This is a genomic window from Mycobacterium szulgai (assembly GCF_002116635.1).
GTDB classification, from domain to species: domain Bacteria; phylum Actinomycetota; class Actinomycetes; order Mycobacteriales; family Mycobacteriaceae; genus Mycobacterium; species Mycobacterium szulgai.
Genome location: NZ_LQPW01000005.1, coordinates 1 through 23,118, shown reverse-complemented (window position 1 = coordinate 23,118; position 23,118 = coordinate 1). Strand labels below are relative to the sequence as shown.

22 protein-coding genes, 1 tRNA gene and 1 pseudogene are annotated in these 23,118 nt (G+C 64.8%); 10 read left to right on the top strand and 14 right to left on the bottom strand.

All coding sequences use genetic code 11. From position 1 onward, the window contains the following. The first annotated feature begins 2 nt into the window (after window positions 1-2). The 4 genes from AWC27_RS00290 to AWC27_RS00275 are packed head-to-tail and all read left to right on the top strand — an operon-like array spanning window position 3 to window position 2,573. Entirely contained in the window at window positions 3-446 is a 444-nt protein-coding gene (locus AWC27_RS00290) for an SRPBCC family protein (RefSeq protein WP_085668419.1), read from the top strand. 5 nt (window positions 447-451) lie between these two features. Further along, the gene (locus AWC27_RS00285; RefSeq protein WP_085668418.1) at window positions 452-1,594 is read left to right on the top strand and encodes a CaiB/BaiF CoA transferase family protein; all 1,143 of its coding nucleotides are present in this window, start codon (window positions 452-454) and stop codon (window positions 1,592-1,594) included. A gap of 49 nt (window positions 1,595-1,643) precedes the next feature. After that, the gene (locus tag AWC27_RS00280) at window positions 1,644-2,084 is read left to right on the top strand and encodes an SRPBCC family protein (RefSeq protein WP_085668415.1); all 441 of its coding nucleotides are present in this window, start codon (window positions 1,644-1,646) and stop codon (window positions 2,082-2,084) included. Between the two features lie 54 nt (window positions 2,085-2,138). Further along, entirely contained in the window at window positions 2,139-2,573 is a 435-nt protein-coding gene (locus AWC27_RS00275; RefSeq protein ID WP_085668412.1) for an SRPBCC family protein, read from the top strand. Here AWC27_RS00275 and AWC27_RS00270 read toward each other — a convergent pair. After that, on the bottom strand, window positions 2,570-3,751 hold the full coding sequence (locus AWC27_RS00270; RefSeq protein WP_085668410.1) for a pyridoxal phosphate-dependent aminotransferase: 1,182 nt from the start codon (window positions 3,749-3,751) through the stop codon (window positions 2,570-2,572). The genes AWC27_RS00275 and AWC27_RS00270 overlap by 4 nt on opposite strands. A gap of 257 nt (window positions 3,752-4,008) precedes the next feature. On the opposite strand from AWC27_RS00270, the gene AWC27_RS00265 reads away from it, so the two are divergent. Together AWC27_RS00265 and AWC27_RS00260 are read left to right on the top strand one after the other, a co-directional pair. Beyond that, window positions 4,009-5,220: an acetyl-CoA C-acetyltransferase gene (locus AWC27_RS00265; RefSeq protein ID WP_083111890.1), complete on the top strand. Its 1,212-nt coding sequence runs from the start codon at window positions 4,009-4,011 to the stop codon at window positions 5,218-5,220. A 4-nt stretch (window positions 5,221-5,224) separates the two neighbouring features. Then, window positions 5,225-7,369 carry a 3-hydroxyacyl-CoA dehydrogenase NAD-binding domain-containing protein gene (locus AWC27_RS00260; protein ID WP_085668408.1) on the top strand — a complete coding sequence of 715 codons (2,145 nt, stop codon included), beginning with the start codon at window positions 5,225-5,227 and terminating at the stop codon, window positions 7,367-7,369. Between the two features lie 63 nt (window positions 7,370-7,432). On the opposite strand, the gene AWC27_RS00255 is transcribed toward AWC27_RS00260, so the two are convergent. The 6 genes from AWC27_RS00255 to AWC27_RS00230 form a co-directional block, all read right to left on the bottom strand. Next, on the bottom strand, window positions 7,433-8,635 hold the full coding sequence (locus AWC27_RS00255) for an FAD-dependent monooxygenase (RefSeq protein ID WP_085668406.1): 1,203 nt from the start codon (window positions 8,633-8,635) through the stop codon (window positions 7,433-7,435). A 127-nt stretch (window positions 8,636-8,762) separates the two neighbouring features. Beyond that, a complete protein-coding gene (locus AWC27_RS00250; protein WP_085668404.1) occupies window positions 8,763-9,461 on the bottom strand; it encodes a PIG-L deacetylase family protein in 699 nt (232 codons plus the stop codon). Beyond that, window positions 9,461-10,195 carry a peroxiredoxin gene (locus AWC27_RS00245; protein ID WP_372516849.1) on the bottom strand — a complete coding sequence of 245 codons (735 nt, stop codon included), beginning with the start codon at window positions 10,193-10,195 and terminating at the stop codon, window positions 9,461-9,463. Before AWC27_RS00245 ends, AWC27_RS00250 begins: the two co-directional genes overlap by 1 nt. 169 nt (window positions 10,196-10,364) lie before the next feature. After that, window positions 10,365-10,712, bottom strand: coding sequence for a hypothetical protein (locus AWC27_RS00240; RefSeq protein ID WP_085668402.1), 348 nt, complete (start codon window positions 10,710-10,712; stop codon window positions 10,365-10,367). A 214-nt stretch (window positions 10,713-10,926) separates the two neighbouring features. Further along, a complete protein-coding gene (gene trxA, locus AWC27_RS00235) occupies window positions 10,927-11,301 on the bottom strand; it encodes a thioredoxin (RefSeq protein ID WP_085668400.1) in 375 nt (124 codons plus the stop codon). 49 nt (window positions 11,302-11,350) lie between these two features. Then, entirely contained in the window at window positions 11,351-11,725 is a 375-nt protein-coding gene (locus tag AWC27_RS00230) for a carboxymuconolactone decarboxylase family protein (protein WP_085668398.1), read from the bottom strand. 88 nt (window positions 11,726-11,813) lie between these two features. Between AWC27_RS00230 and AWC27_RS00225 the strand changes: the two genes are divergently transcribed. After that, window positions 11,814-12,215, top strand: a complete 402-nt coding sequence (locus AWC27_RS00225; RefSeq protein ID WP_085668396.1) for a DUF302 domain-containing protein — start codon at window positions 11,814-11,816, stop codon at window positions 12,213-12,215. A gap of 161 nt (window positions 12,216-12,376) precedes the next feature. Here the strand turns inward: AWC27_RS00225 and AWC27_RS00220 are convergent, their stop codons facing one another. The 4 genes from AWC27_RS00220 to AWC27_RS00205 form a co-directional block, all read right to left on the bottom strand. Next, the gene (locus AWC27_RS00220; protein WP_085668780.1) at window positions 12,377-15,289 is read right to left on the bottom strand and encodes an MMPL/RND family transporter; all 2,913 of its coding nucleotides are present in this window, start codon (window positions 15,287-15,289) and stop codon (window positions 12,377-12,379) included. A gap of 35 nt (window positions 15,290-15,324) precedes the next feature. Next, window positions 15,325-15,756: an MmpS family transport accessory protein gene (locus tag AWC27_RS00215; RefSeq protein WP_085668395.1), complete on the bottom strand. Its 432-nt coding sequence runs from the start codon at window positions 15,754-15,756 to the stop codon at window positions 15,325-15,327. A gap of 311 nt (window positions 15,757-16,067) precedes the next feature. After that, window positions 16,068-16,138: transfer RNA gene (locus AWC27_RS00210), tRNA-Cys, on the bottom strand. A gap of 23 nt (window positions 16,139-16,161) precedes the next feature. Then, window positions 16,162-16,431, bottom strand: a complete 270-nt coding sequence (locus AWC27_RS00205; protein WP_085668394.1) for a metal-sensitive transcriptional regulator — start codon at window positions 16,429-16,431, stop codon at window positions 16,162-16,164. Window positions 16,432-16,543: 112 nt separating this feature from the next. Between AWC27_RS00205 and AWC27_RS00200 the strand changes: the two genes are divergently transcribed. Then, complete coding sequence (locus tag AWC27_RS00200) at window positions 16,544-17,527, top strand: LLM class F420-dependent oxidoreductase (RefSeq protein ID WP_085668392.1); 984 nt, start codon at window positions 16,544-16,546, stop codon at window positions 17,525-17,527. A 4-nt stretch (window positions 17,528-17,531) separates the two neighbouring features. Here the strand turns inward: AWC27_RS00200 and AWC27_RS00195 are convergent, their stop codons facing one another. Both AWC27_RS00195 and AWC27_RS00190 read right to left on the bottom strand, forming a co-directional pair. Then, window positions 17,532-18,290, bottom strand: coding sequence for an SGNH/GDSL hydrolase family protein (locus AWC27_RS00195; RefSeq protein ID WP_245846758.1), 759 nt, complete (start codon window positions 18,288-18,290; stop codon window positions 17,532-17,534). Window positions 18,291-18,635: 345 nt separating this feature from the next. Continuing rightward, window positions 18,636-18,929: a putative quinol monooxygenase gene (locus AWC27_RS00190; RefSeq protein ID WP_085668388.1), complete on the bottom strand. Its 294-nt coding sequence runs from the start codon at window positions 18,927-18,929 to the stop codon at window positions 18,636-18,638. 122 nt (window positions 18,930-19,051) lie between these two features. On the opposite strand from AWC27_RS00190, the gene AWC27_RS00185 reads away from it, so the two are divergent. Beyond that, the gene (locus AWC27_RS00185) at window positions 19,052-19,471 is read left to right on the top strand and encodes a Zn-ribbon domain-containing OB-fold protein (protein WP_085668386.1); all 420 of its coding nucleotides are present in this window, start codon (window positions 19,052-19,054) and stop codon (window positions 19,469-19,471) included. 1 nt (window position 19,472) lies between these two features. Beyond that, window positions 19,473-20,618, top strand: coding sequence for a thiolase family protein (locus AWC27_RS00180; protein WP_085668384.1), 1,146 nt, complete (start codon window positions 19,473-19,475; stop codon window positions 20,616-20,618). Between the two features lie 93 nt (window positions 20,619-20,711). Here the strand turns inward: AWC27_RS00180 and AWC27_RS32550 are convergent. Further along, window positions 20,712-23,118 (bottom strand): annotated as a pseudogene (locus AWC27_RS32550) (PE family protein); the annotation flags it as partial.

The window sequence follows — 23,118 nt, the reverse complement described above, 5'->3', positions numbered from 1 at the left end:
CCATGGCAATCAAAGAGTCCCGCGACATCGTCATCGAAGCCAGCCCCGAGGAGATCCTCGACGTCATCGCCGATTTCGAAGCGATGCCCGAATGGTCGTCGCCCCATCAGAGCGCCGAGATCCTCGCGACCGGAGATGACGGGCGGCCGAGCCAAGTGAAGATGAAGGTCAAGACGGCAGGCATCACCGACGAACAGGTGTGCGCCTATACCTGGAGCGGAAACACGGTGAGCTGGACGCTGGTTAGCTCCGCCCAGCAGAAGTCGCAGGACGGGAAGTACACCTTGGTTCCCCAAGGCGACAGCACCCTGGTCAAGTTCGAGATAACCGTCGACCCCAACGTGCCGCTGCCCGGCTTCGTGCTCAAACGCGCCATCAAGGGGACGGTCGATACCGCGACCCAAGATCTGCGCAAGCAGGTGCTGAAGGTGAAGAAGGGGAGCTAATAAGAGTGACCGGCGGGGGGCCGCTGACCGGGGTGAAGGTCATCGAACTGGGCGGCATCGGGCCCGGCCCGCACGCGGGAATGGTGCTCGCCGACCTCGGTGCCGACGTGGTGCGAGTGCGCCGGCCCCAGACAGCCGCCGCGGCGATCGCGAGCGCGGCGAAGCCGGGCGAAGCGGGTCGTCGCCAGACAGCCGCCGCGGCGATGCCCGCCGAGGACCGGGACTTAATGCACCGCGGCAAGCGGATCGTCGACCTGGACGTCAAGACGCAGCCCGATGCGCTGCTGACGCTGGCCGCCAAGGCAGATGTACTACTGGACTGCTTTCGGCCCGGCACGTGCGAGCGGCTGGGCATCGGTCCCGACGAGTGCGCCGCGGTCAACCCGCGGCTGATCTTCGTGCGGATCACCGGTTGGGGACAGGACGGGCCGCTGGCTTCAACTGCGGGGCATGACATCAACTATCTGTCGCAGACCGGTGCGCTCTCGGCGCTGGGCTACGCCGACCGGCCTCCGATGCCGCCGCTGAACCTGGTTGCCGACTTCGGCGGCGGCTCGATGCTGGCGCTGCTGGGCGTCGTCGCCGCTTTGTACGAGCGGGAGCGGTCAGGCCAGGGCCAGGTTATCGATGCCGCGATGGTGGACGGGGTCAGCGTGCTGGCCCAGATGATGTGGACGATGAAGGCCACCGGCAGGTTGCGCGATCGGCGCGAATCCTTCCTGCTCGACGGTGGCGCACCGTTCTATCGCTGCTATGAGACTTCCGACGGGAAGTACCTGGCGGTCGGCGCCATCGAGCCGCAGTTCTTCGCGGCGCTGTTGACCGGACTCGGATTGTCGCCGGCTGAGGTGCCCAGCCAGCTCGACGTCGGCTCGTACCCGCAGATGCACGCCATCTTCGCCGAACGATTCGCCGGCCGAACCCGGGACGAATGGACCGAGGTCTTCGCCGGCACGGACGCGTGTGTGACGCCGGTGCTGACCTTCAACGAAGCCGCCGGCGATGCCCATCTGCGGGCACGCTCGACCGTGATCGACGCGCATGGCGTGCAGCAGGCCGCGCCAGCACCGCGTTTCTCCCGCACGCCGGCCGGGCCGGTCGGATCGCCGCCGGCTGAGACCACCCCCCTGAACGAAATCGGATGGTAACGCCTGAACACCGTCCATAAACTGGGCGACGTTGCTAGCGTTGTGCTCGGTGGCCGTACAGGTATCGCGCGAGATTGTCATTGACGCGCCTCCGGAAAGGGTGATGGAGGCGCTGGCAGATCCTCACGTCCTGACTTCCTGGTCCCCGCTGCACAAGCAAGTCGAAGTGATCGACTATTACCCTGATGGCCGACCCCACCATGTGAAGGCGACCATCAAAATTCTGGGCCTGACCGATAAGGAGATCCTCGAATATCACTGGGGTCCGGATTGGGTGTGCTGGGATGCTGGCCAGACTTTCCAGCAACATGGTCAGCACGTTGAATACACCGTCAAACCCGAAGGCATCGATAAAGCGCGGGTGCGTTTCGACATCACCGTAGAACCTGCCGGGCCCATTCCGGGTTTCGTGGTGAAGCGGGCCGGCGAGCATGTGCTGGAATCCGCTGCGAAGGGGCTGCAGAAATTGCTCACTGGAGAAACTGCGTAGCCTCCGCCGTTTCAACATGGTCCATGACGGGCCGGGATTGCTAATTTGGTAGCGGTGGCCGTACAAGCATCGGGCGAAATCGTCATCGACGCGCAGCCGGAAGTGATCATGGAGGCGCTCGCCGATATGGACGCTGTGCCGTCATGGTCTTCGGTGCACAAGCGCCTCGTAGTCATCGATAGGCATCAAGATGGCCGGCCCAACCATGTGAAGGTGACCATCAAAGTCGCCTGCATCACCGACACCGAATTGCTTGAATACCATTGGGGCCCGGACTGGATGGTATGGGATGCCAAGAAGACCGCCCAACAACACGGCCAGCACGGTGAGTACAACCTGAGCCGCGAAGGTGAGGACCGGACGCGGGTGCGGTTCACGATCACGGTTGAGCCGTCGGCGCCGCTGCCGCAGTTCTGGGTGAGGATCGCGCGCAAGAAAATTCTGAATGCCGCACTGGAGGGGTTGCGCCGGCGGGTGATGGACGGTTAGGGCCCGGGCTGGTCGCGCAACACGGCCAATCGTCTGATCGCTTCGTCGAGGGTTTCCTCGCGTTTGCAGAAGGTGAAGCGCACCAAGTGATTCCACGTGTCGGCGTGCGGTGCTACCGGATCGCAGAACGCCGACATCGGGATGGCGGCGACCCCGGCCTGCTCTGGCAGGGCCGCACAGAATGACGTGCTGTCGTCGTAACCCAGCGGACGTGGGTCGGCGCACAGAAAGTAGGTCCCGTAGCTGTCGTGCAGCGCGAAGCCGATCTCCGCCAGACCCGAAGCCAGCCGATCTCGCCGGTCCTGCAAGGAGTTACGCAATTGTTCCACCCACCCGTCCTGGGTATCCAGCGCCGCTGCCACCGCGGGCTGGAACGGTGCACCGCCGACGTAGCTCAGGTATTGTTTGGCCGCACGCACACCGGTGATGAGTTGTCTTGGGCCGCAGGCCCATCCGATCTTCCACCCGGTGCAGTTGAACATCTTGGCGGCGCTGGAGATGGTGATCGTCCGCTCGGCCATGCCGTCGAAGGTGGCAAGTGGCAGGTGTTGGTGGCCGTCAAATACGAGGTGCTCGTATACCTCGTCGGTGATTACCAAAAGGTCTGCGGCCACCGCGATCTCCGCGATGGCGGCCAGCTCGTCCTTGTTGAGCACGGCGCCGGTCGGGTTGTGCGGCGTGTTTACGATCAGTGTTCTCGTTCTTGGCGTCAGCGCGCTTCGCAGCGCGTCGGTGTCCAGCGCGAAGCCCTGACCGTCGGGAATCAGAGGTATGGCTATGCGGCGGGCGCCGGCCATCGCCACCACCGGTGAGTAGGAGTCGTAGAACGGCTCGATCAGCAAGACCTCAGAGCCGGGTTCGACGAGGCCGAGCACCGCTGCCGCGATGGCTTCGGTGGCCCCGACCGTGACTAGCACTTCGGTGTCGGGGTCGTATTCGGCGCCGAATTTGCGCCGGCGTTGTGCGGCGATTGCCTGGCGCAGTGGTGCGATGCCGATTCCGGGCGGGTACTGGTTGACGCCCGCGGCGATGGCGTCCTGGGCGGCCGTGAGCATCTGCGGCGGTCCGTCTTCGTCGGGAAAGCCCTGTCCGAGGTTGATCGCGCCGATGCGCGCGGCCAGCGCCGACATCTCGGCGAAGACCGTGGTTGCATACGGGCGCAGGTGCTCCACCGTCATGGCGATCCAGGATACGAGTGTGCGTTTATGGCTTCGCGAGTGAATACCGGGCGCAGTTTTGGCGAAATTCCCGCCCACAGTTCACAGCGAATGTCACCGCGAATGTCATAAGCGCACACTGCGTGCCGCTGGCACCGCTCTGACCAGCGAACTCTGGCCCAACCAACAGGTTGGCCGAGGAGGCTGTTAGTGTTCCCCTACAACTGGACCTACTCTTAAGACGGATCCAAACCCCCCTTTTTGGAACAGGAATAGACATGTCCGAAGAAGCCTTCATCTACGAGGCCATCCGTACGCCGCGCGGCAAGCAAAAGAACGGCTCGCTGCACGAAGTCAAGCCATTGAGCCTGGTCGTCGGCCTGATCGAGGAGCTGCGCAAGCGCAATCCCGACCTGGACGAGAACCTCATCAGCGACGTCATCCTGGGCTGCGTCTCACCGGTCGGGGACCAGGGCGGCGACATCGCCCGCGCCGCGGTGCTGGCCTCCGGCATGCCCGTCACCTCTGGCGGCGTGCAACTCAACCGGTTCTGCGCCTCTGGCCTGGAAGCCGTCAACACCGCCGCGCAGAAGGTGCGTTCCGGGTGGGACGACATGGTCCTGGCCGGCGGCGTCGAGTCCATGAGCCGGGTTCCGATGGGATCCGACGGCGGCGCCATGGGTCTGGACCCGGCCACCAACTACGACGTCATGTTCGTGCCCCAGGGCATCGGTGCCGACCTGATCGCCACCATCGAGGGTTTCTCGCGTGACGACGTGGACAACTACGCGCTGCGCAGCCAGGAGAAAGCCGCCGAGGCATGGTCCGGCGGCTACTTCGCCAAGTCTGTGGTACCGGTCCGTGACCAGAACGGCCTGCTGATTCTCGATCACGATGAGCACATGCGGCCCGACACCACCAAGGAAGGCCTGGGCAAGCTCAAGCCGGCCTTCGAGGGCCTGGCCGCGATGGGTGGCTTCGACGACGTCGCCCTGCAGAAGTACCACTGGGTGGAGAAGATCAACCACGTGCACACCGGCGGCAACAGCTCCGGCATTGTCGACGGCGCCGCGCTGGTGATGATCGGTAACGAGGCGGCCGGCAAGTCGCAGGGCCTGACCCCGCGGGCGCGCATCGTGGCCACCGCCACCAGCGGTGCCGACCCGGTCATCATGCTGACCGGACCGACCCCGGCCACCCGCAAGGTGCTCGACCGCGCCGGACTGACCGTCGACGACATCGACCTGTTCGAGCTCAACGAGGCCTTCGCGTCGGTGGTGCTGAAGTTCCAGAAGGATCTGAACATTCCGGACGAGAAGCTCAACGTCAACGGCGGCGCCATCGCGATGGGCCACCCGTTGGGTGCCACCGGCGCAATGATTCTGGGCACCATGGTCGACGAGCTGGAGCGCCGCAACGCCCAGCGCGCCTTGGTCACGTTGTGTATTGGCGGCGGCATGGGTGTCGCGACGATCATCGAGAGGGTTTAAGTACATGGCCGACAACACCATTCAGTGGGATAAGGACGCCGACGGTATCGTCACGCTGACTCTGGACGACCCGTCGGGGTCGGCCAACGTGATGAACGAGGCGTACATCGAATCCATGGGCAAGGCGGTGGATCGCCTTGTCGAGGAGAAGGATTCGATCACCGGCGTGGTGATCACCAGCGCGAAGAAGACCTTCTTCGCCGGCGGTGATGTCAAGAGCATGATTCAGATCGGTCCCGAGAACGCCGGTGAGGCGTTCGATCTGGTCGAGACCGTCAAGAAGCAGCTGCGCACCATCGAGACGTTGGGCAAGCCGGTAGTGGCGGCACTCAACGGCGCTGCGCTCGGTGGCGGCCTGGAAATCGCGTTGGCGTGCCATCACCGGATTGCGGCCGACGTGAAGGGATCGCAGTTCGGATTCCCCGAGGCGACGCTGGGCCTGCTGCCCGGTGCCGGTGGCGTTACCCGCACGGTGCGGATGCTGGGCATCCAGAACGCGTTCGTCACGGTGCTGTCGCAGGGCACCCGGTTCAAGCCCGCCAAGGCAAAGGAACTCGGCCTGATCGACGAGGTGTTGCCGACGGTCGAGGAGCTGGTGCCCGCGGCCAAGGCGTGGATCAAGGCGAACCCGGACTCGCACGAGCAGCCGTGGGACAAGAAGGGCTACAAGATGCCCGGCGGCACCCCGTCGTCGCCGGGGCTGGCGTCCATCCTGCCGTCGTTCCCGTCGCTGCTGCGCAAGCAGATCAAGGGCGCGCCGATGCCGGCGCCGAAGGCCATCCTGTCCGCCGCGGTCGAGGGCGCGCAGGTCGACTTCGACACCGCCAGCCGCATCGAAAGCCGCTACTTCACCACGCTGGTCACCGGCCAGGTGTCGAAGAACATGATCCAGGCGTTCTTCTTCGACCTGCAGACCATCAACAACGGTGGGTCGCGGCCCGACGGCATCGAGCCGGTCAAGATCAACAAGATCGGTGTGCTGGGTGCGGGCATGATGGGCGCGGGCATCGCCTACGTCTCGGCCAAGGCCGGTTACGACGTGGTGCTCAAGGACGTCTCGCTGGAAGCGGCGCAGAAGGGCAAGGGCTACTCCGAAAAGCTGGAGGCCAAGGCGCTGGAACGGGGCCGCACCACGCAGGAGCGCAGCGACGCGCTGCTGGCGCGGATCACCCCGACCGGCGACCCGGCCGACCTCAAGGGCGTCGACTTCGTCATCGAGGCGGTGTTCGAGAACCAGGAACTCAAGCACAAGGTGTTCCAGGAGATCGAGGACATCGTCGAACCCAATGCGCTGTTGGGCTCGAACACCTCGACGCTGCCGATCACCGGTCTGGCTACCGGCGTCAAGCGGCAGGAGGACTTCGTCGGAATCCACTTCTTCTCACCCGTCGACAAGATGCCACTGGTCGAAATCATCAAGGGCGAAAAGACATCTGATGAGGCGCTGGCCCGGGTGTTCGATTACACGCTGGCCATCGGCAAGACCCCGATCGTGGTCAACGACAGCCGCGGCTTCTTCACCTCCCGTGTCATCGGCACCTTCGTCAACGAGGCGCTGGCGATGCTCGGCGAGGGTGTGGAACCGTCCAGCATCGAGCAGGCCGGTTCGCAGGCCGGCTACCCCGCGCCGCCGCTGCAGCTGTCCGACGAGCTCAACCTGGAGCTGATGCACAAGATCGCCACCGCCACGCGCAAGGGCGTCGAGGACGCCGGCGGCACGTACGAGCCGCACCCGGCAGAAGCGGTGGTGGAGAAGATGATTGAGCTCGGCCGGTCCGGCCGTCTCAAGGGTGCCGGCTTCTACGAGTACGCCGACGGCAAGCGGTCCGGCTTGTGGCCGGGCCTGCGCGACACGTTCAAGTCGGGGTCCTCGGAGCCGCCGTTACAGGACATGATCGATCGAATGCTGTTCGCCGAGGCACTGGAAACTCAGAAATGCCTCGACGAAAACGTGCTGACGTCGACCGCTGACGCCAACATCGGCTCGATCATGGGCATCGGTTTCCCGCCGTGGACCGGTGGTAGCGCGCAGTACATCGTCGGATACGAAGGTCCGCTCGGTAGGGGCAAGGAAGCCTTCGTGGCCCGGGCCCGCGAGCTCGCCGCGAAGTACGGCGACCGCTTCCTGCCGCCGGACTCGTTGACGTAGTACCAGGCAACGCAAAAGCTCCCGCACGTATAGCGTGTCGGGAGCTTTTGTGTCTGGTCGCGCTTAGACGGGTGAGTAGTCCTTGTAGCGCATCGAGTCGTGCAGGCGTGCGCCTTTGGTGTTCAGTTTCGCCACGGCCTTGCTGAGTCCCGCGGGCAGCAGCGAGATGAGCTGTGCACCGCGAGTCAGCGCCCATACCCCGGTCGCGCTGCTGGGAACGATCGACTTGGCGGCCGCCCGCGCGAAGGCGCGGCTGCGGGTCACCGGGTCAGCCATCTGCTGCTCGTAGGCAGCGAACGCCTGGGTATAGTCCCCGTTCGCCTGCGCCAGTTCGCCGGCCAATATGTAGGCGCCGAGCACCGCAATGCTGGTGCTGCCTCCGACGGCGGGTCCCGGACAGTACCCGGCGTCGCCGACCAGCGTGACCCGGCCGCGCGACCAGTTATCGAGTTGCAACTGGGTGATCGAGTCGAAGTAGAACGAGGGTGTTCGGCCGGCCTCTTCGAGCCAGCGGTCCACCTGTGGGTGCATCCCGGTGAACGCTGCGCGGAGTAAGTCCTGCTGCCGCAATACATCTCGGTGGTGGTATTGCAGTTCACTGCTGCTGCGGAACAGGAACAGTGCGCGCGCGTCGGTCAGTGGTTGCGCGGTGTAGATGCCGGCCATGCGCCCGGCTCCCAAATGAATGACCATTTGCCCGCTGTGTGCCGACGATTTCGGCACGGCTACGACCGACAGGTAGCCGCCTAGGAACCGGCTGGTTGCGGCGTCCCCTCCGAAGACCAGTCGGCGAACGTTCGAATGCATGCCGTCGGCGCCGATGACGACATCGAAGGTGCGGGCGGCCGCGTGCTCAAAGGTCACGTCGCCGTCGGGGGAGATGGCGGTTATGGAGTCGCCAAAAATGTATTCGGCGTCGTCTTTGCCTGCGCGATAATAGATTTCGCTTAGATCATCGCGCATTATCTCGACATGACGATCTGACGAAGCGCCGTAGACCTTCGTAAGATTCACCCGAGCAGGCCGCGCGACGCCTTCGCGGTAGATCGTTAGTTCGGTTGTCCCGGTTGACATTTTCTCTATTTGCGGTAGGACACCCATCTTCTCCGAGATTTCCACGGCCGGCCGGAACAGATCGACGGCGTGGCCACCGGTCTTTCGCAATTGGGGTGCGCGTTCGACGACGGTGACGTCGAACCCGTACCGTGCGAGCCAGTACGCAGCAACCGGGCCGGCGATGCTGGCCCCTGATATCAGAATCCGCACGGCGACCTCCTGCTTGCTTAACGTTCGGTAAGCCTACAGCGCTCAGCGGCAAGTCATCGCGGGCAACCGGGAAGCCGCCAAACACGTTTGCTACTGGCACTTCTCGGTGTGACGCGACTTGTGGTTGCTAAGAGTCGGGGGGCGCGACCTCACTGGAGGCCGCGCGAGGCAGCCAACGCATATGCTCGTGGGAGCCGAGCATTTCCAGGCGACGCCAAAGCACGCTGGTTGGCAGGGCTTGGCTGCGATGCCGGCGTACCGCCTGACATTGCCGATGCCGGTCTACGGGCACGACCAGGTCGATATCGCCCAGTGCATGTCCACAGAAGTCCGCGCCGTATTCGGCGTTCAGCGAATCCGCCACGCCTGCAGGCAATGTCCATCCCAGCACTTGCAGTCCGATGCTGGCCGCCGCGGATTGTGCGGCCGCAGTTGCCTGCCGGTGATCGGGGTGTCCCGTGACGCCGGTGGGATCGAATACCAGCAGGCCGTCCGCGCCCAATCGCTTCGCGAGATCGATGACCGGGACGGCCAATTCGTCGGCGGACGTATCGGCCAAGTGTCCATCTGGGTAGCTCAATAGCTCCACCGTTCCAACACCCAGCTCGGTGGCTGCGGCCGCCAGCTCCTTGGCGCGAATTTCGCTGAGATCGCCGGCAACGCCCTGCAGCGTCGACGCCTCGCCCTGGGTCAGACACAGCACGGCAAGCTCCGCGCCTTGTTCGGCGAACGCGGAAAGGATTGCGCCTAACCCAAACGACTCGTCATCGGGGTGGGCGACCACGGCGAGAACTGAACGCCATTCGGGCAGCCGGTCAACGACCATCAGCGTCCTTGGGAAATTCGGATGGCTGATTCGACTTCGTCGACCGGAAGCTCTTTGGTGCAGAAGAACCAGTCCTCACAATGCTCGCGCTCAGCGTGTCCTTCCATGCGCTCTTGTGCGGTGCCGCACGACCCGGGAGCGGGCAAGATCACCGGGTCGCCCGGCCGCCAATCGGCCGGGGTCGCAACGCCGAAATGGTCGGCGGTCTGCAGTGCCTTGACGACACGCAACAATTCGTCAAAGTTGCGCCCGAGGCTTAGCGGGTAGTAGATGATCGCGCGGATGGTTCCCTTCGGGTCCACGACGAAAACCGCCCGCACCGCTTTGCTCGAATCCTCCCCGGGCATGATCATCCCGTACTTGGTGGCGACATCCATGGATACGTCTTCGATTACCGGGTAACCGATTTCGACATCCTTGAGGCCGCGGAACGAGATCTTGTCCTTGATTGTCCGTAGCCAGGCGATATGGCTGTAGAGCCCGTCCACCGAAAGTCCCACCAGTTCGGTGTTGTAGGCCGCGAACTGGTCGCGCATCGACGCAAAGGTCATGAGCTCGGTTGTGCAGACCGGCGTGAAGTCGGCCGGGTGCGAGAAGAGAATCACCCATTTGCCTGCATAGTCACCGGGGAAGTTGATCTCGCCCTGGGTGGTCGAAGCCGTGAAAGCGGGCGCGGCGTCACCGATACGTGGCATCGATGTGGTCGTGACGCCGGTTTCTGTAGCGGTGGTCATCGTGATCGATCCCTTCCGTGGTTGCTCAGCCCTTACCCGGAGCGGGCATGGCTATTGGCTGAGGTCGTGGGCGCGTTGTGCCGTCTCCGCCTTGCAGCATGCACCCGATGCCGTGACGGTGCGTAGGGCCTAAGGTCATTGCGGCAAGGCCCGTGGTTCCCTTTCTGAGCTACGCGGACCGGCACATTGCGGCGGCGGCTTGCGCGCACCAGGCCGGGTCGCCGTCGCCGAACGGTGCCGGCGTGTGCTGCTTGAACTCCGCCAAGCTCATCTTGTCGCCGAACAGGGTTCCATAAGCCTCGGTGAGAATCGTAAGGCGCTCTCGCAGTTCGGCGTTGGCGTCCGTTAGCTGCTCGTTACGCTCCTGGACCGCGCGCAGCTCGGCGACGATCTTCATCTGCGTTTCATACATTCCTGCATGGATGTAGTTGGTGTAGAAAGCGTTTTCCGCGATCAGCCATTGCGCCACGTCGATAACCTCTTGCGGCGTGCGGCCTTGCGCGATGTCGGGTGGCATTTCGTCATTCCTTCTGATTTCTGTGGGGGTTTGGCGGGGAGGTGGATCCGCTATGACGCGGGGCCGTCCCCGCACGTGCATCGTTGGTGCACCGGTACTGAGCTCATGACGCGGTTGGCGTGCTGACCGCAGCCGGCCCAGGTGATCTTGCCGCAACGATTGCAACGCACGGGATAGCACATCTTGGCTCTTCTTGGTCGTAGATGAGTGGGTGTTAGGCGTTTGCGGCCGCTTTGCGCTCGGCTATTTGGGCGCGCACCTTGGCCATATCGAGACCCTTGATCTGGTTGATCAAGTCGGTGAGCGCCGCCGAAGGCATGGCTCCGGGCTGGCTGTACACCAGGATCCCATCCCGGAACGCCATAATGGTGGGGATGGATTGGATGCCGACCGTCGCCGCCAGTTGGCGCTCGGCCTCGGTGTCGACCTTGGCATGCAGGACGTCGGGGTTGTCCTGCGCGGAGCGTTCGAACACGGGCGCAAAGGCCCGGCATGGACCGCACCAGGACGCCCAGAAATCAACCAGCACGATGGGATTCGCCAGGATCGTCGATTCGAAATCCGTTGTGGTGAGGGGCTTTACTGTCATGTTACTTTCCTTTCGGTACTTGCAGCGGGCAGCGACCCGCGGCGAGTGATTATTGGGCTGATCCTTTTGCGGCGGCCTCGTCGGCGAATTCGCAGAACGCGTTGTAAGCGCGCGCACCGTAGATCGTGGCCGGCCCGCCGTGCATGAGAATGCTGACGCCGATCGCCTCGGCGGCTTCTTCCTTGGATGCCCCGGCGCGGGCTGCGCCCTGGGCGTGGGAGGCGATGCAACCGTCGCAGCCGGCAACCACTCCGATGGCCACCGCGATGAGCTCTTTGAATTTCTTATCTAGCGCGCCTGAGGTCAGCGCGCCGTTGCTCATCTCCGCAAATCCCCGGTACACATCCGGGATCATCTGGCGCAAGGCGCGATGCTGCGGGTTGAGGTCGTTGAGGACGTCGTGGTAGTGGCTGTTCTCGGTCATGCCTTATACAATACAAATACCCACCGGGGTATTCCATAGTGACCAGGGTAATCTGGGGAATGGCTAAAACGAGGAGGAAGGAGTACTGATGACCTCGAGTCTGAGTACCAAGCTGAACACCACTTTCGAGGAAGCGGTCGAACGCACCACTCAAGCCCTGGCAGACCAGGGTTTCGGCGTGCTCACCACGATCGATGTCAAGGCCACGCTCAAGAAGAAGCTTGGGCAGGACATGGAGGACTATCTGATCCTCGGTGCCTGCAATCCCACATTGGCGCATCGCGCCCTGGAAATCGACCGGCAGCTCGGTCAATTGTTGCCGTGCAACGTCGTGGTGCGAACCGACCCGGACGGTCCAGGGGACACGGTGCTGGTCGAGGCGATGGATCCGCAAATCATGGTCAAGGTTGCCGGCGAGGCAGAGGCGCTGCAGGCAGTCGCCGATGAGGCCGCCGCCAAACTGCATGCGGCAGTAAGCGCGCTCGGTTAGGAACGCGGCGTAGCGGGCGTCGTCGTCGGCGACGTGCTCGGGCTCATCGTGCCGCCCACGCCGCGTATTGAATCAGCCGACCGGGCCGCGCCGCGCAGTAGTTTCGGGCACTCGTGAAATCGTTTCGCGCGCATGCCCCCGGGCCGTAGGGACTAATGACCCTAATGAACGGGCTGGCGCTCGCGCAGCTCCGATTGACTGCAACTCGGCTCGGCCTTCGGTTTGGCGGGCACGGCGTCGACATCCTCGCCCAGCAGCAACGAGCGCACCAGGCGGCGCGGACCGAAGGGCCGCAGCAGGTAACTGGCCGGCCGTGGCCGCACCCGTTGCGGCCACCAGAACCAGCGCCCGAGCAGTGCGGCGATCGATGGCGTCATCAGCGACCGCACTATCAGGGTGTCGAACAGCAGGCCCAAGCCGATCGTGGTGCCCGCCTGGCCGATCGACCGAAGGTCACTGGCGGCCATGGACATCATGGTGAAGGCGAACACCAGGCCCGCTGCAGTGACGACACCGCCCGTTCCGCCCATCGAGCGGATGGTGCCGGTATTCAGCCCGGCGCGCATCTCCTCCTGGAACCGCGACACCAGCAGCAGGTTGTAGTCGGACCCGACCGCCAGCAGAATGATCAACCCGAACACGGGTGCTATCCAGTTCAAATCCAGACCCAAAATATGTTGCCAGACAAGCACTGACAGCCCGAAGGCGGCACCCAGCGACAACAGCACCGTGCCCACGATCACCAGCGAAGCGACCAAGGCGCGGGTAATGATAAGCATCACAACGAATATCAGCGTTATCGCCGCTATGCCCACGATTAGCAAGTCGTATCTCGAGCCGGTCTGTATGTCGTTGTAGACCGCCGCGGTGCCGGTGAGATAGAACTTGGCGTTCGCCAGGGGAGTTCCCTTCACGGCTTGGTGGGCGGCGTTGAGCGCCGGCTTGACCGCGGCGATTCCTGCCGGAGTTGCCGGGTCGGCGTCATGGGTGATGATGAACCGCGCCGCCTTACCGTCGGCGGACAGGAAGAGTTTCAGGCCACGCTGAAAGTCGGGATTATCGAACGCTTCTGGGGGCAGGTAGAAGTAGTCGTCGGCCTTCGACGAGTCGAAGGCCTGGCCCATTGCGCTTGCTGTGTCCGTCATCCGCGACATCTGCGTGACCAGTCCCGAGAAGCTGCTGTGTAGCGTCAACAGGGTCCCTTGCATGGACTTCGCCACCGCGATTATCGGCGGGAATTCGGCCAGCATCTGCGGCAGCAACTCGTCGATTCTGTTCACATCTTTGAGCAGCGTGCTCATGTCTTGGCTGAACTTATCCACGCCGTCGAGCGCCTCGAACACCGACTTCGCCGCCCAGCAGGCGGGGATGTTGAAGCAGTGTTGTTCCCAATACAGATAGCTGCGGAACGGCCGGGCGAAATCGTCGAAATCCGCTAGATGATCCCGCATTTCGTCCAACGTCGACTTCATCTCGCCCATGTCGCCGACCATGCGATGAGTCGTGTTGCTCATCTGGCCGAGCAGCGCATACATGTGCTCCATCGAGCCGATCATGGCGCCGAGATCGTCGCTCATGGTGAGCATGTCGGCCGTTCGGTCTTTCATGAATTGCAGGTTCTGCTGGATGGGAAGGGCTTGCATGCTGACCTGAAACGGGATTGAGCTGTGCTCGATCGGCCCACCCAGCGGCCGGGTGATGCTCTGGACACTCGCGATTCCCGGTGTGCGGAAGATGTCTTTGGCGATCCGGTCCAGAATGATCATGTCGCTTGAATTCCGCATATCATGGTCGCCCTCGACCATGAGGATGTCGGGATTGAGCCTTGCCGCGCTGAAATGCTTTTCCGCTGCGGCGTATCCGACGTTCGACGGCAGATTCGACGGAATGTAGAAGCGGTCGTTGTAGCTGATCTTCATGCTGGGCACGACGAGCAAACCGAGCAGGGCGATGAGCAATGACGTCACAAACACTGGGCCGGGCCAGCGGACGGCAGCAGTGCCGATCCGCCGCCAACCCCGCGTCTTGATCATCCGCTTCGGATCCAGCAGACCGAACCGGCTGGCCACGGCGACCACAGCTGGTGCCACCGTCAACGCGCCGGCGATCACGACGAGAAGCCCCAGCGCAGAGGGGATGCCCAGAGCCTTGAAATAGGACAACCGCGCGAAGTGCAGACAGAACGACGCCCCTGCGATCGTCAACCCCGAACCCAAGATGACGTGATAAGTCCCACGAAACATCGTGTACCAGGCCGTTTCTCGGTCCTGACCGGCCTGGCGCGCTTCTTGATAGCGTCCGATGAGAAATATCGCGTAGTCCGTTCCGGCCGCAATGGCAAGCGATGACAGCATCGCGACGACGAACGTCGAGAATCCCAGTAGATCGTAGTTGCCGAGAATCGCGACAACCCCTCTGGCTGTGAGCATCTCAAGGAAGACCATAAAGAGAACGAGCAGCACGGTGCTGACGGAGCGATAGACGATCGCAAGCATGATCATGATGACCACGCCCGTCACGCCCATCATTTTGAACATGCTCTTGTCGGCCGCCTCGGTCATGTCCGTAGTCAGTGCCGCCGGGCCGGTGACGTATGTCTTTATCCCCGGGGGCGGTGGTGAATCGTCGACGATTTTGCGAACCGCATCGACGGACTGGTTTCCCAGCGTGCTGCCTTGATTGCCGGCCACGTTGAGCTGAACGTATGCGGCTTTGCCGTCCCCGCTCTGCGATCCGGCGGCGGTGATACGGTCGCCCCACAGATTCTGGACGTGCTGTACGTGCTTGGTGTCGGCCTCGAGCTTGCGCACCAAACCGTCGTAATAGGTGTGTGCTTGGTCGCCGAGTTCCTTGTTGCCTTCCAGGACGACCATGACCATGCTGTCGGAATCGGATTCCTGAAACTTCGCACCGATGTGCTTGGCGGCGATCATTGCCGGCGCATCTTGCGGTGACATGGTGACCGCGTGTGATCTCGCGACGAATTCGATCCACGGCACCAGTACGTTCACGGCAATCGTTACGACGAGCCATGCCAGGATGATTGGCACCGCCAGCGTCCTTATCATCCGCATGAACAGGGGACGGCTGTCGCTTTCTTGGTTGGCGTTCATGCTGCCTTCACCAAACAGAAGGTCTGGGCATGATGTCCGGTGGTGGACTGCTCGTCGCGGACATCGCCGTTCACGATGATGCGACACCCGATGGTGTCGCTATTGCCCTGAGCCACCACATTGGCGATCACCGCCGGAATCGTCGTCGTGATGGTGTACGTCCACGGCAGGGTGGTGAAGTTCGCCTGTTCGGGCTCGGCATTCTTGTTCAGATAGCTCACGCTTCCCGCGGTTGCGCTGGGCCCGAAAACCTCGTAGGTCACCTGCTTGGGATTGAACGGCACGATGGATTCGACGCTGCTGCCGGCCGACGAGAACATCGCGTCGGAGCCGAAGACACCGCGCAGGCGTACGACGGCCGTGGCGCCGGCGGCGACCGCCACGATCACGATCAACGGCACCCAAGCCCGCTTGAGAAAAGTGGACATTGAAGTTTCCCTTGTGTCTAGCTCTAGCCGATACGAAGTTTCACGCCGACGCAGTCACGGCGGATAGGGCCGTTCGGCCCGCCGCGACATGGCTTTCGGCACCTATCGTCGTTGCGGGCATGTCCAGCGCCTCCGTTCCTGATGACGGCGCGCAGTGGTGCGTGCCGCCTGGATATACCCTACCCGGTATAGCATAGGTCGCGCTTCGGCGGCAGCCATGCGGCGCGACGTAAAGTGGTTACGACGGCCTTGGAATGGGCGTACGGAAGGCGCGCCGCAGCGCAGCGCGACCTACTCGGCGGCTAAAGACGAGGTGGAGACGGGATTCGAACCCGTGTGCGCGGCTTTGCAGGCCGTTGCCTCGCCACTCGGCCACTCCACCGGTGGCGGATCAGAATTGGCGCGTTACGCCAGTGCGAGAAAAAGCTTCTCCAGTTCGGCCTCGGTCATCGGCTGGGCGCCCTTTCCCTTTTTGCCCGTGGCACATTCGCGCAGGCCGGTGGCAACGATCTTGAACCCGGCGCGATCCAGCGCACGCGAAACCGCGGCGAGTTGGGTGACGACATCCTTGCAGTCGCGGCCCTGCTCGATCATTGAGATCACGCCGGCCAACTGGCCCTGCGCGCGCCGCAGCCGATTCAGTACCGCCGTAATGCTGTCCTCGTCGCCAACCATAATGTTTCCCTTCGTGAGTTATGCACCATAGTATATCCCCGGGGGTATCCAGTGCCCGTTGGTCGATGTCATGTCTTCGCCACCGGGCGGGCCCGGTCTAGAGTCACTGACTATGCGCTTTGGTCTCTTCATTCCGCAGGGCTGGCGGATGGATCTGGTCGGCATCGAACCCGAGCGGCACTGGGCGGTGATGCGCGATCTGGCCACTTATGCCGACGCAGGGGCGTGGGATTCCCTCTGGGTCTACGACCACTTCCATACAGTCCCACTGCCTAGCGACGAAGCCACGCACGAGGCGTGGTCCTTGATGGCGGCATATGCGGCCACGACGTCCCGGATCAAGCTGGGGCAGATGTGCACGGCGATGAGCTATCGAAATCCGGTGTATCTGGCCAAGGTGGCGGCCACCGCCGACATCATTTCCGGTGGCCGGATTCAGATGGGTATCGGTGGCGGCTGGTACGAACACGAGTGGCGTGCTTACGGTTACGGGTTTCCCTCGGCGGGGGTCCGGCTGGGCCGGCTGGACGAGGGCGTGCAAATCATGCGCGACGCCTGGCGCGATGGCAAGGTCAGCTTCGACGGCAAGCATTACCAGGTTGACGGCGCGATCGTCTCGCCGAAGCCATTGCAGGACAACGGCATTCCGCTGTGGATCGCCGGCGGCGGGGAGAAGGTGACACTGCGCATCGCTGCGCAGTATGCCCAGTACACCAATTTCACGCCCGAACTCGAGGCGTTCGCGCACAAGTCGGAGGTGCTGGCGCAGCACTGCGCCAAGCTGGGTACGGACTTCGACGCGATAGTCCGCTCGGCCAATCTCACCGCCATCGTGGGGTCGTCGGAGTCCGACGTCAAAGACCGTTTGCAGCGGGCGCGCGACCGGCTGTCCGGCTATGTGCCGGAGGCCGTGGCGGATTCGATGGCCGCCGGTCTGCCGGATTCGGCGACGGGCACAACCGAACAAGTCATCGAGCGGCTGACCAAGCTTCGCGACCTGGGGTGTGAGTACGCGATCTGCTACTTCCCCGAAGCCGCCTATGACCGGTCCGGGATCGAGTTGTTCGAGCGGGAAGTGATCCCAGCGTTGGGGTAGTGCCCTACCGATTGAGCGTTTGCACGTAATCGGCGAGGCTTTCGCCCACGACGCGCGCGCCAAGGGGGGTGGGGTGCAGCGGGACCGCGGGATATGTCGTTATGTACCCCTCGAAATACCGCTGATCGGGAGGCGAACACATGCCGTGGTCGCGCGAAAGCGGCCGGGAGTCGAAGAAGTCAATTCCCTTGTCCGCCGCTAGTTGGCGTTGTCGGTCGTCGATTTCGTTGAGCTTGGCCTGCAAATAGTCGGAGTCCTGCGGCAGAACGGGTTCGGCCGGAAAGCATCCGCCGGGGTTGGTGATGGTCCAGTAACCCACCAATATGATTTGCGCGTGTGGTGCCTTCGCCCGGATCTGGTCGATCATTGCGGCCCACAAGGGGATTTTTGAAGTGATGTGGGCGGAAATGCTATCCACCTTGCCGGTGACGAAATCGGTCATGCACGGCTTAGGGTTTGGCGACTTGACCTCACACCGCTCGGCATCGATCGCCAACGCGACATCGTTGGCGCCGATGGTGATCGTAATCAGATCGGTCGCCTCGTCAACGACATCGATCTGGCGGGCCATTGCGCCACTAGTCGTTTGCTGAGCGTGATTGGTTATGTGCTTGGTCGTGGCTCCACTGCAGGTGACGTCGATGAAACGTGTTACGCGTAAGTGCCGAGCCAGCACGGACGGGTAGTTGTTCGTCGACTTGTCGCAGCCGGTGGGCGGCGCCGGGTCCGGCACGCCGGGTGCGGCGGCCACGGAGTCGCCCATTGCGACGTAATTCAGCCGTTCGGCCTTGCGGTCCTTTCCTTCGGTGGGAATCGCGCAGATAACGACCGCCATCCCCACCGCAAGCGATGCCGCAGCAAGGCGTGTCGATGCTTTGCTGTTCCGGACATATTGAAATGCCATGACATTCGCTCCACGAGGGTGAACATCGTCAAACGCCTAAATCGGGCGATTGAAGAATCCAGTCTTTTGAGACTGCGAACTTAGCAGCACGCCCGGCATGGCCGCTACGAGCGCTATAAAGCCATTAATAGAGTGAAGATATTTGTCGGAAAGTAGCGTTGTAATGGCGTGATTTTATAAAGAAGGCGAGAATTCGCCGTCTCGTCAGATATCCGACGACAGGTAGCGGATCTTGACGGGAGGCGCGGCCAGCAACGCCGGCAACTCGGTCAGCCGACCTTCGCCGGCCCGGAATCTGCGGTAGGCCTCGTCGGCTTCGACGGTGTCCCAGAGTTCGTAGATGAGCCAGTGGGCTTCGTCATCTTCGTTGACGAGCACGTCGGTTTGCAGGTTTCCGTCGAACGCGCGGGTGTCTTGCAGCGCGCGGCCCATGACCTCGCGTCCGGCTGCGACCGCTTCGGGTTTGAACTTGAGTTCGAGTATCACGGTGACCGGCATGGGCGTCATGCTGCCACACCGGGCTATGAGAACGTGGTTTCCATTTTTGTGGAATGCTGCTGTACCGTTTGGGGTGCAATATTCTCCTGCTCGCTCGCTGCCCACCCAGGGAGGATCCCTCGATGCAGAAGGCGCTGGCCCCCGACATCTCGACCTGGCCCGACGAGAACCCCCAGTTGATCGGCAGTCAATGCGGCGGCTGTGGCGCCACCACCTTCCCGGTGCAGCAGCGGTGTCCACGCTGTAGCGGGCCGGACATGAATGAGCTGCTGCTGCCACGGCGCGGCACCGTGGTGGCGTGGACGACACAGGGATTTCCGCCCGGGCCGCCCTATGCCGGCCCGGCGGGTAAGGACTTCGTGCCGTTCGGCATCGGGCTGGTTCAGCTTGGCGACCTGATCCGGGTTGAGGGCCGGCTGACCGAGAACGACCCGGCCAAGCTGCAGTTCGGCCAGGAGGTCGAGCTGACCATGGTGCCGTTGAGCACCGACGAAGAGGGCAACGAGATCCTCACCTTCGCGTTCGCACCAGTGGGAGGCTGAAATGGGGAGTGAAGTAGCCATCGTCGGGGTGGGCCTGCACCCGTTCGGCAGGTTCGAGAAGACAGCGATGCAGATGGGCGCCGAGGCCATTCAGGCGGCCCTCACCGACGCCGGTGTGGAGTGGAAGGACATCCAGTTCGGCTTCGGAGGCAGCTACGAGGTGTCCAACCCCGACGCGGTGACCCGCCTGGTGGGGCTCACGGGCATCACCTTCACCAACGTGTTCAATGCCTGTGCCACCGCGGCCAGTGCTATTCAGCAGACTGCCGACACCATCCGGTTGGGCAAGTACGACATCGGCATCGCTATCGGCATGGACAAGCACCCGCGCGGCGCGTTCACCGACGACCCGGCCAAACTGGCGCTGCCACAGTGGTATGCGCAGAACGGGCAGTTCGTCACCACCAAGTTCTTCGGTATGAAGGCCAACAAGTACCTTCACGACCACCACATCTCCGCGGCCACCCTGGCCAAGGTGGCAGCTAAGAACTACCGAAACGGCGCGCTGAACCCAAATGCATTCCGCCGCAAGGCCATTGCGGAAGATGAGATACTCAACTCGGCCGTGCTCAATTATCCGCTGACCCAGTACATGTTCTGTGCGCCCGACGAGGGGGCCGCCGCGGTCATCATGTGTCGTGCCGATCTGGCGCACAAGTTCACCGACAAGCCGGTGTACGTGCGCGCCAGCGAGATTCGCACCCGCCGTTACGGCGCCTACGAGGTGCATGCCACCTCGGCTCCGTTGGATGAGGACGCCTCGCCGACGGTGTATGCGGCCAGGGCGGCGTATGAGGCCGCCGGTATCGGGCCCGAGGACGTCGACCTGGCTCAGCTGCAGGACACCGATGCCGGCGCCGAGGTGATCCACATGGCCGAGACCGGCCTGTGCGCCGACGGTGAACAAGAAAAGCTAATTGCCGACGGCGCCACGGAAATTGGCGGCGAGCTGCCGATCAACACCGACGGCGGACTCATCGCCAACGGCGAGCCGATCGGCGCATCGGGGTTGCGGCAGGTGCATGAGCTGGTCCGCCAGCTGCGCGGCGAGGCGGGTGAGCGTCAGGTGCCGGGCAACCCGCGCATCGGGCTGGCACAGGTCTACGGCGCGCCGGGCACCGCCTCGGCGACCATCCTGTCGCTCTAGTAGATAGCGCGAGCAGACACAGAATCGCACGCACGCGTCGCGTGCCGTGCGATTCTGTGTCTGCTCGCGGTTAAATGGCGGGGACCGCTGCAACTAGCGCGGCGAGCCAGGCGCGCCGGCGGCACCCTTGCCGCCTTGAATGCCGGTCGGGCCGGTCGCGCCCGACAAGCCCGTCTCGCCGGTGCCGGTTGCGCCGACGCCGCCGGCCCCGCCCGCGCCCGCGCCGCCGCCCGTACCGGCGCCGCCTCCAGTGCCGCCGGCGCCGCCATCGCCGCCGAGGGCGCCGACACCGCCGCCCCCCGCCGTGATGATGCCCGCATTACCGCCGTTACCGCCGGTGCCCCCGGTGCCGCCGGTGCCACCCGTGCCGCCGCCGCCGCCGGCGCCGCCGGCACCGCCGACTCCATGGGCGGCCGACCCGCCGGTGCCGCCGCTGCCACCGGTCCCGCCCGTGCCGCCGACGCCGCCGGTGCCGCCGCTGCCGCCGGTCCCGCCGGGAGCGCCGTCGTCGCCGCCGCCGGCGCCGTTGCCGCCGTTGCCCCCGGTGCCGCCGCCACCACCGATCGCGCCGTTGCCGCCGCTGCCGCCGGTGCCGCCGCTGCCTCCGTTGCCACCATTGCCCGTCACCGATCCGCCTGCCCCGCCGGCGCCGCCTGCGCCGCCGCTGCCGCCGGTACTGCCCGACACGCCCGTCCCGCCGGTGCCGCCGGTGCCGCCGTCTCCGCTGCCGAAGCCGCCGTTGCCACCGGTCCCGCCCCCAAAGCCGCCGTTGCCGCCATTGCCCGCGTTGCCGCCGGGGCCGCCACCTCTACCGCCGTCGCCCCCGTTGCCGCCGGTGCCGCCTCCGGTGCCGCCGTCGCCACCGTTGCCTCCGCCGCCGCCGGTGCCGGCACCGGTGCCGGCGGGGCCGCCCCGGCCGCCGTCGCCGCCGGTGCCACCGCCGCTGCCGCCGGTGCCGCCGTTACCGCCGTTACCGCCGCTGCCGTCGAAGTGGCCGTCACCGCCGCCACCACCGTTGCCGCCGCCGGCGGCAACGGTGCCGTCGGTGGTGCCGCCATTGCCGCCCCTACCGCCGTTGCCGCCGTTGGAACTTTGCAGGATTTCACCGCTGCCGCCGCTGCCGCCGTCGCCGCCTGGCTGCGCGATACCGCCATTGCCGCCGGGCCCTCCGTTGCCCCCATCGATGCCATTGGGTGCACCGCCATCAACGCCCGGGGTGCCGGTCTGCGCCGGGGGCTGTTGCGACGGGGGCAGCGGTTTGGGGTTGTGGACGGCGGCGCCAGCGCTGCCGGATCCGCCGGATCCGCCGGCACCGCCGTTGCCGTTGGTGCCGGCATTGCCGCCGGCACCGCCGGCTCCGCCACTGCCCCCGGACGTCCCGTTGCCGCCGCTGCCGCCGTTGCCGCCGTCGCCGTGGCCGGCGCCGTTGCCCCCGGCGCCACCCGATCCGCCGGCCCCGCCGTCGAGTAGGTTTTGCGAGGCGTCGCCGTTGGCACCGGCCCCGCCGTCGCCGCCGGCACCAGCGTTGGCGGGGGTGCCGATGGTGCCGGCGTTGCCGCCGTGGCCGCCGGTCCCTCCGGCACCATTGTTGGTGCCGAGCTGGCCGTCGCCGCCGTTTCCGCCGTTGCCGCCGGCGCCGGCGTGACCGGCGTTGGAGGTGGCGTTGCCGCCGTTGCCGCCGGCCCCGCCGGTTGCGCCGCCCACACCGGCTCCGCCGTTGCCGCCGGTGCCGCCGTCGGCTGCGGCGCCGCTGCCCGCGTTGCCGCCCGCCCCGCCGGCACCACCGACACCTGAGTTGTTTTGCGCCTGCGCGCCGCGACCGCCGGTGCCGCCGTTTCCGCCGCTGCCGGCGGTCCCGCCGGTGGCGTTGCCGCCGTTTCCGCCGGCTCCGCCCTGGCCGCCGTTAAAGCCGCTTCCACCGTCGCCGCCGCGACCGGCGACGCCGCCGGCACTGGCGTCGCCGCCGCGGCCACCGGCCCCGCCGGCCGCCGAGGTCCCGGTGCCGTCATTGTCGGCGCCGTCACCCCCGTGGCCGCCGTTGCCGCCGTTGCCGTCGGTGCCGATAGTCCCGGCGTTGCCGCCGTTGCCGCCGCGTCCGCCGGGGCCTGTTTCAAGGTTGTTGGTGGCGCCGTTGCCGCCGCTACCGCCGTTACCGGCGTGACCAACGAGCGCGGTTGTGGTGCCGCCGGCGCCTACGTTTCCGGCGCTGCCGCCGTTGCCGCCGGAGCCGCCGGCGCCGTTGTTGGTCGTGGAGATGCCGTTGGCTCCGTTGCCGCCGTTTCCGCCGTTGCCCGAGTTACCGCCGGCCAGACCGTGGATGCCGGCGTTGCCGCCGTTGCCACCGTTACCGCCACCGCCTCCGTTGGCGCCGGCGGCCGTGGCGTTGCTGCCGTTGCCTCCGTTGCCGCCGGCCCCGCCGCTGCCGACCGATCCGCCGTTGCCGCCGCTGCTGCCGGTGCCGCTAGTGCCGTTGGTGCCGGCGGCTCCGCCGCTGCCGCCG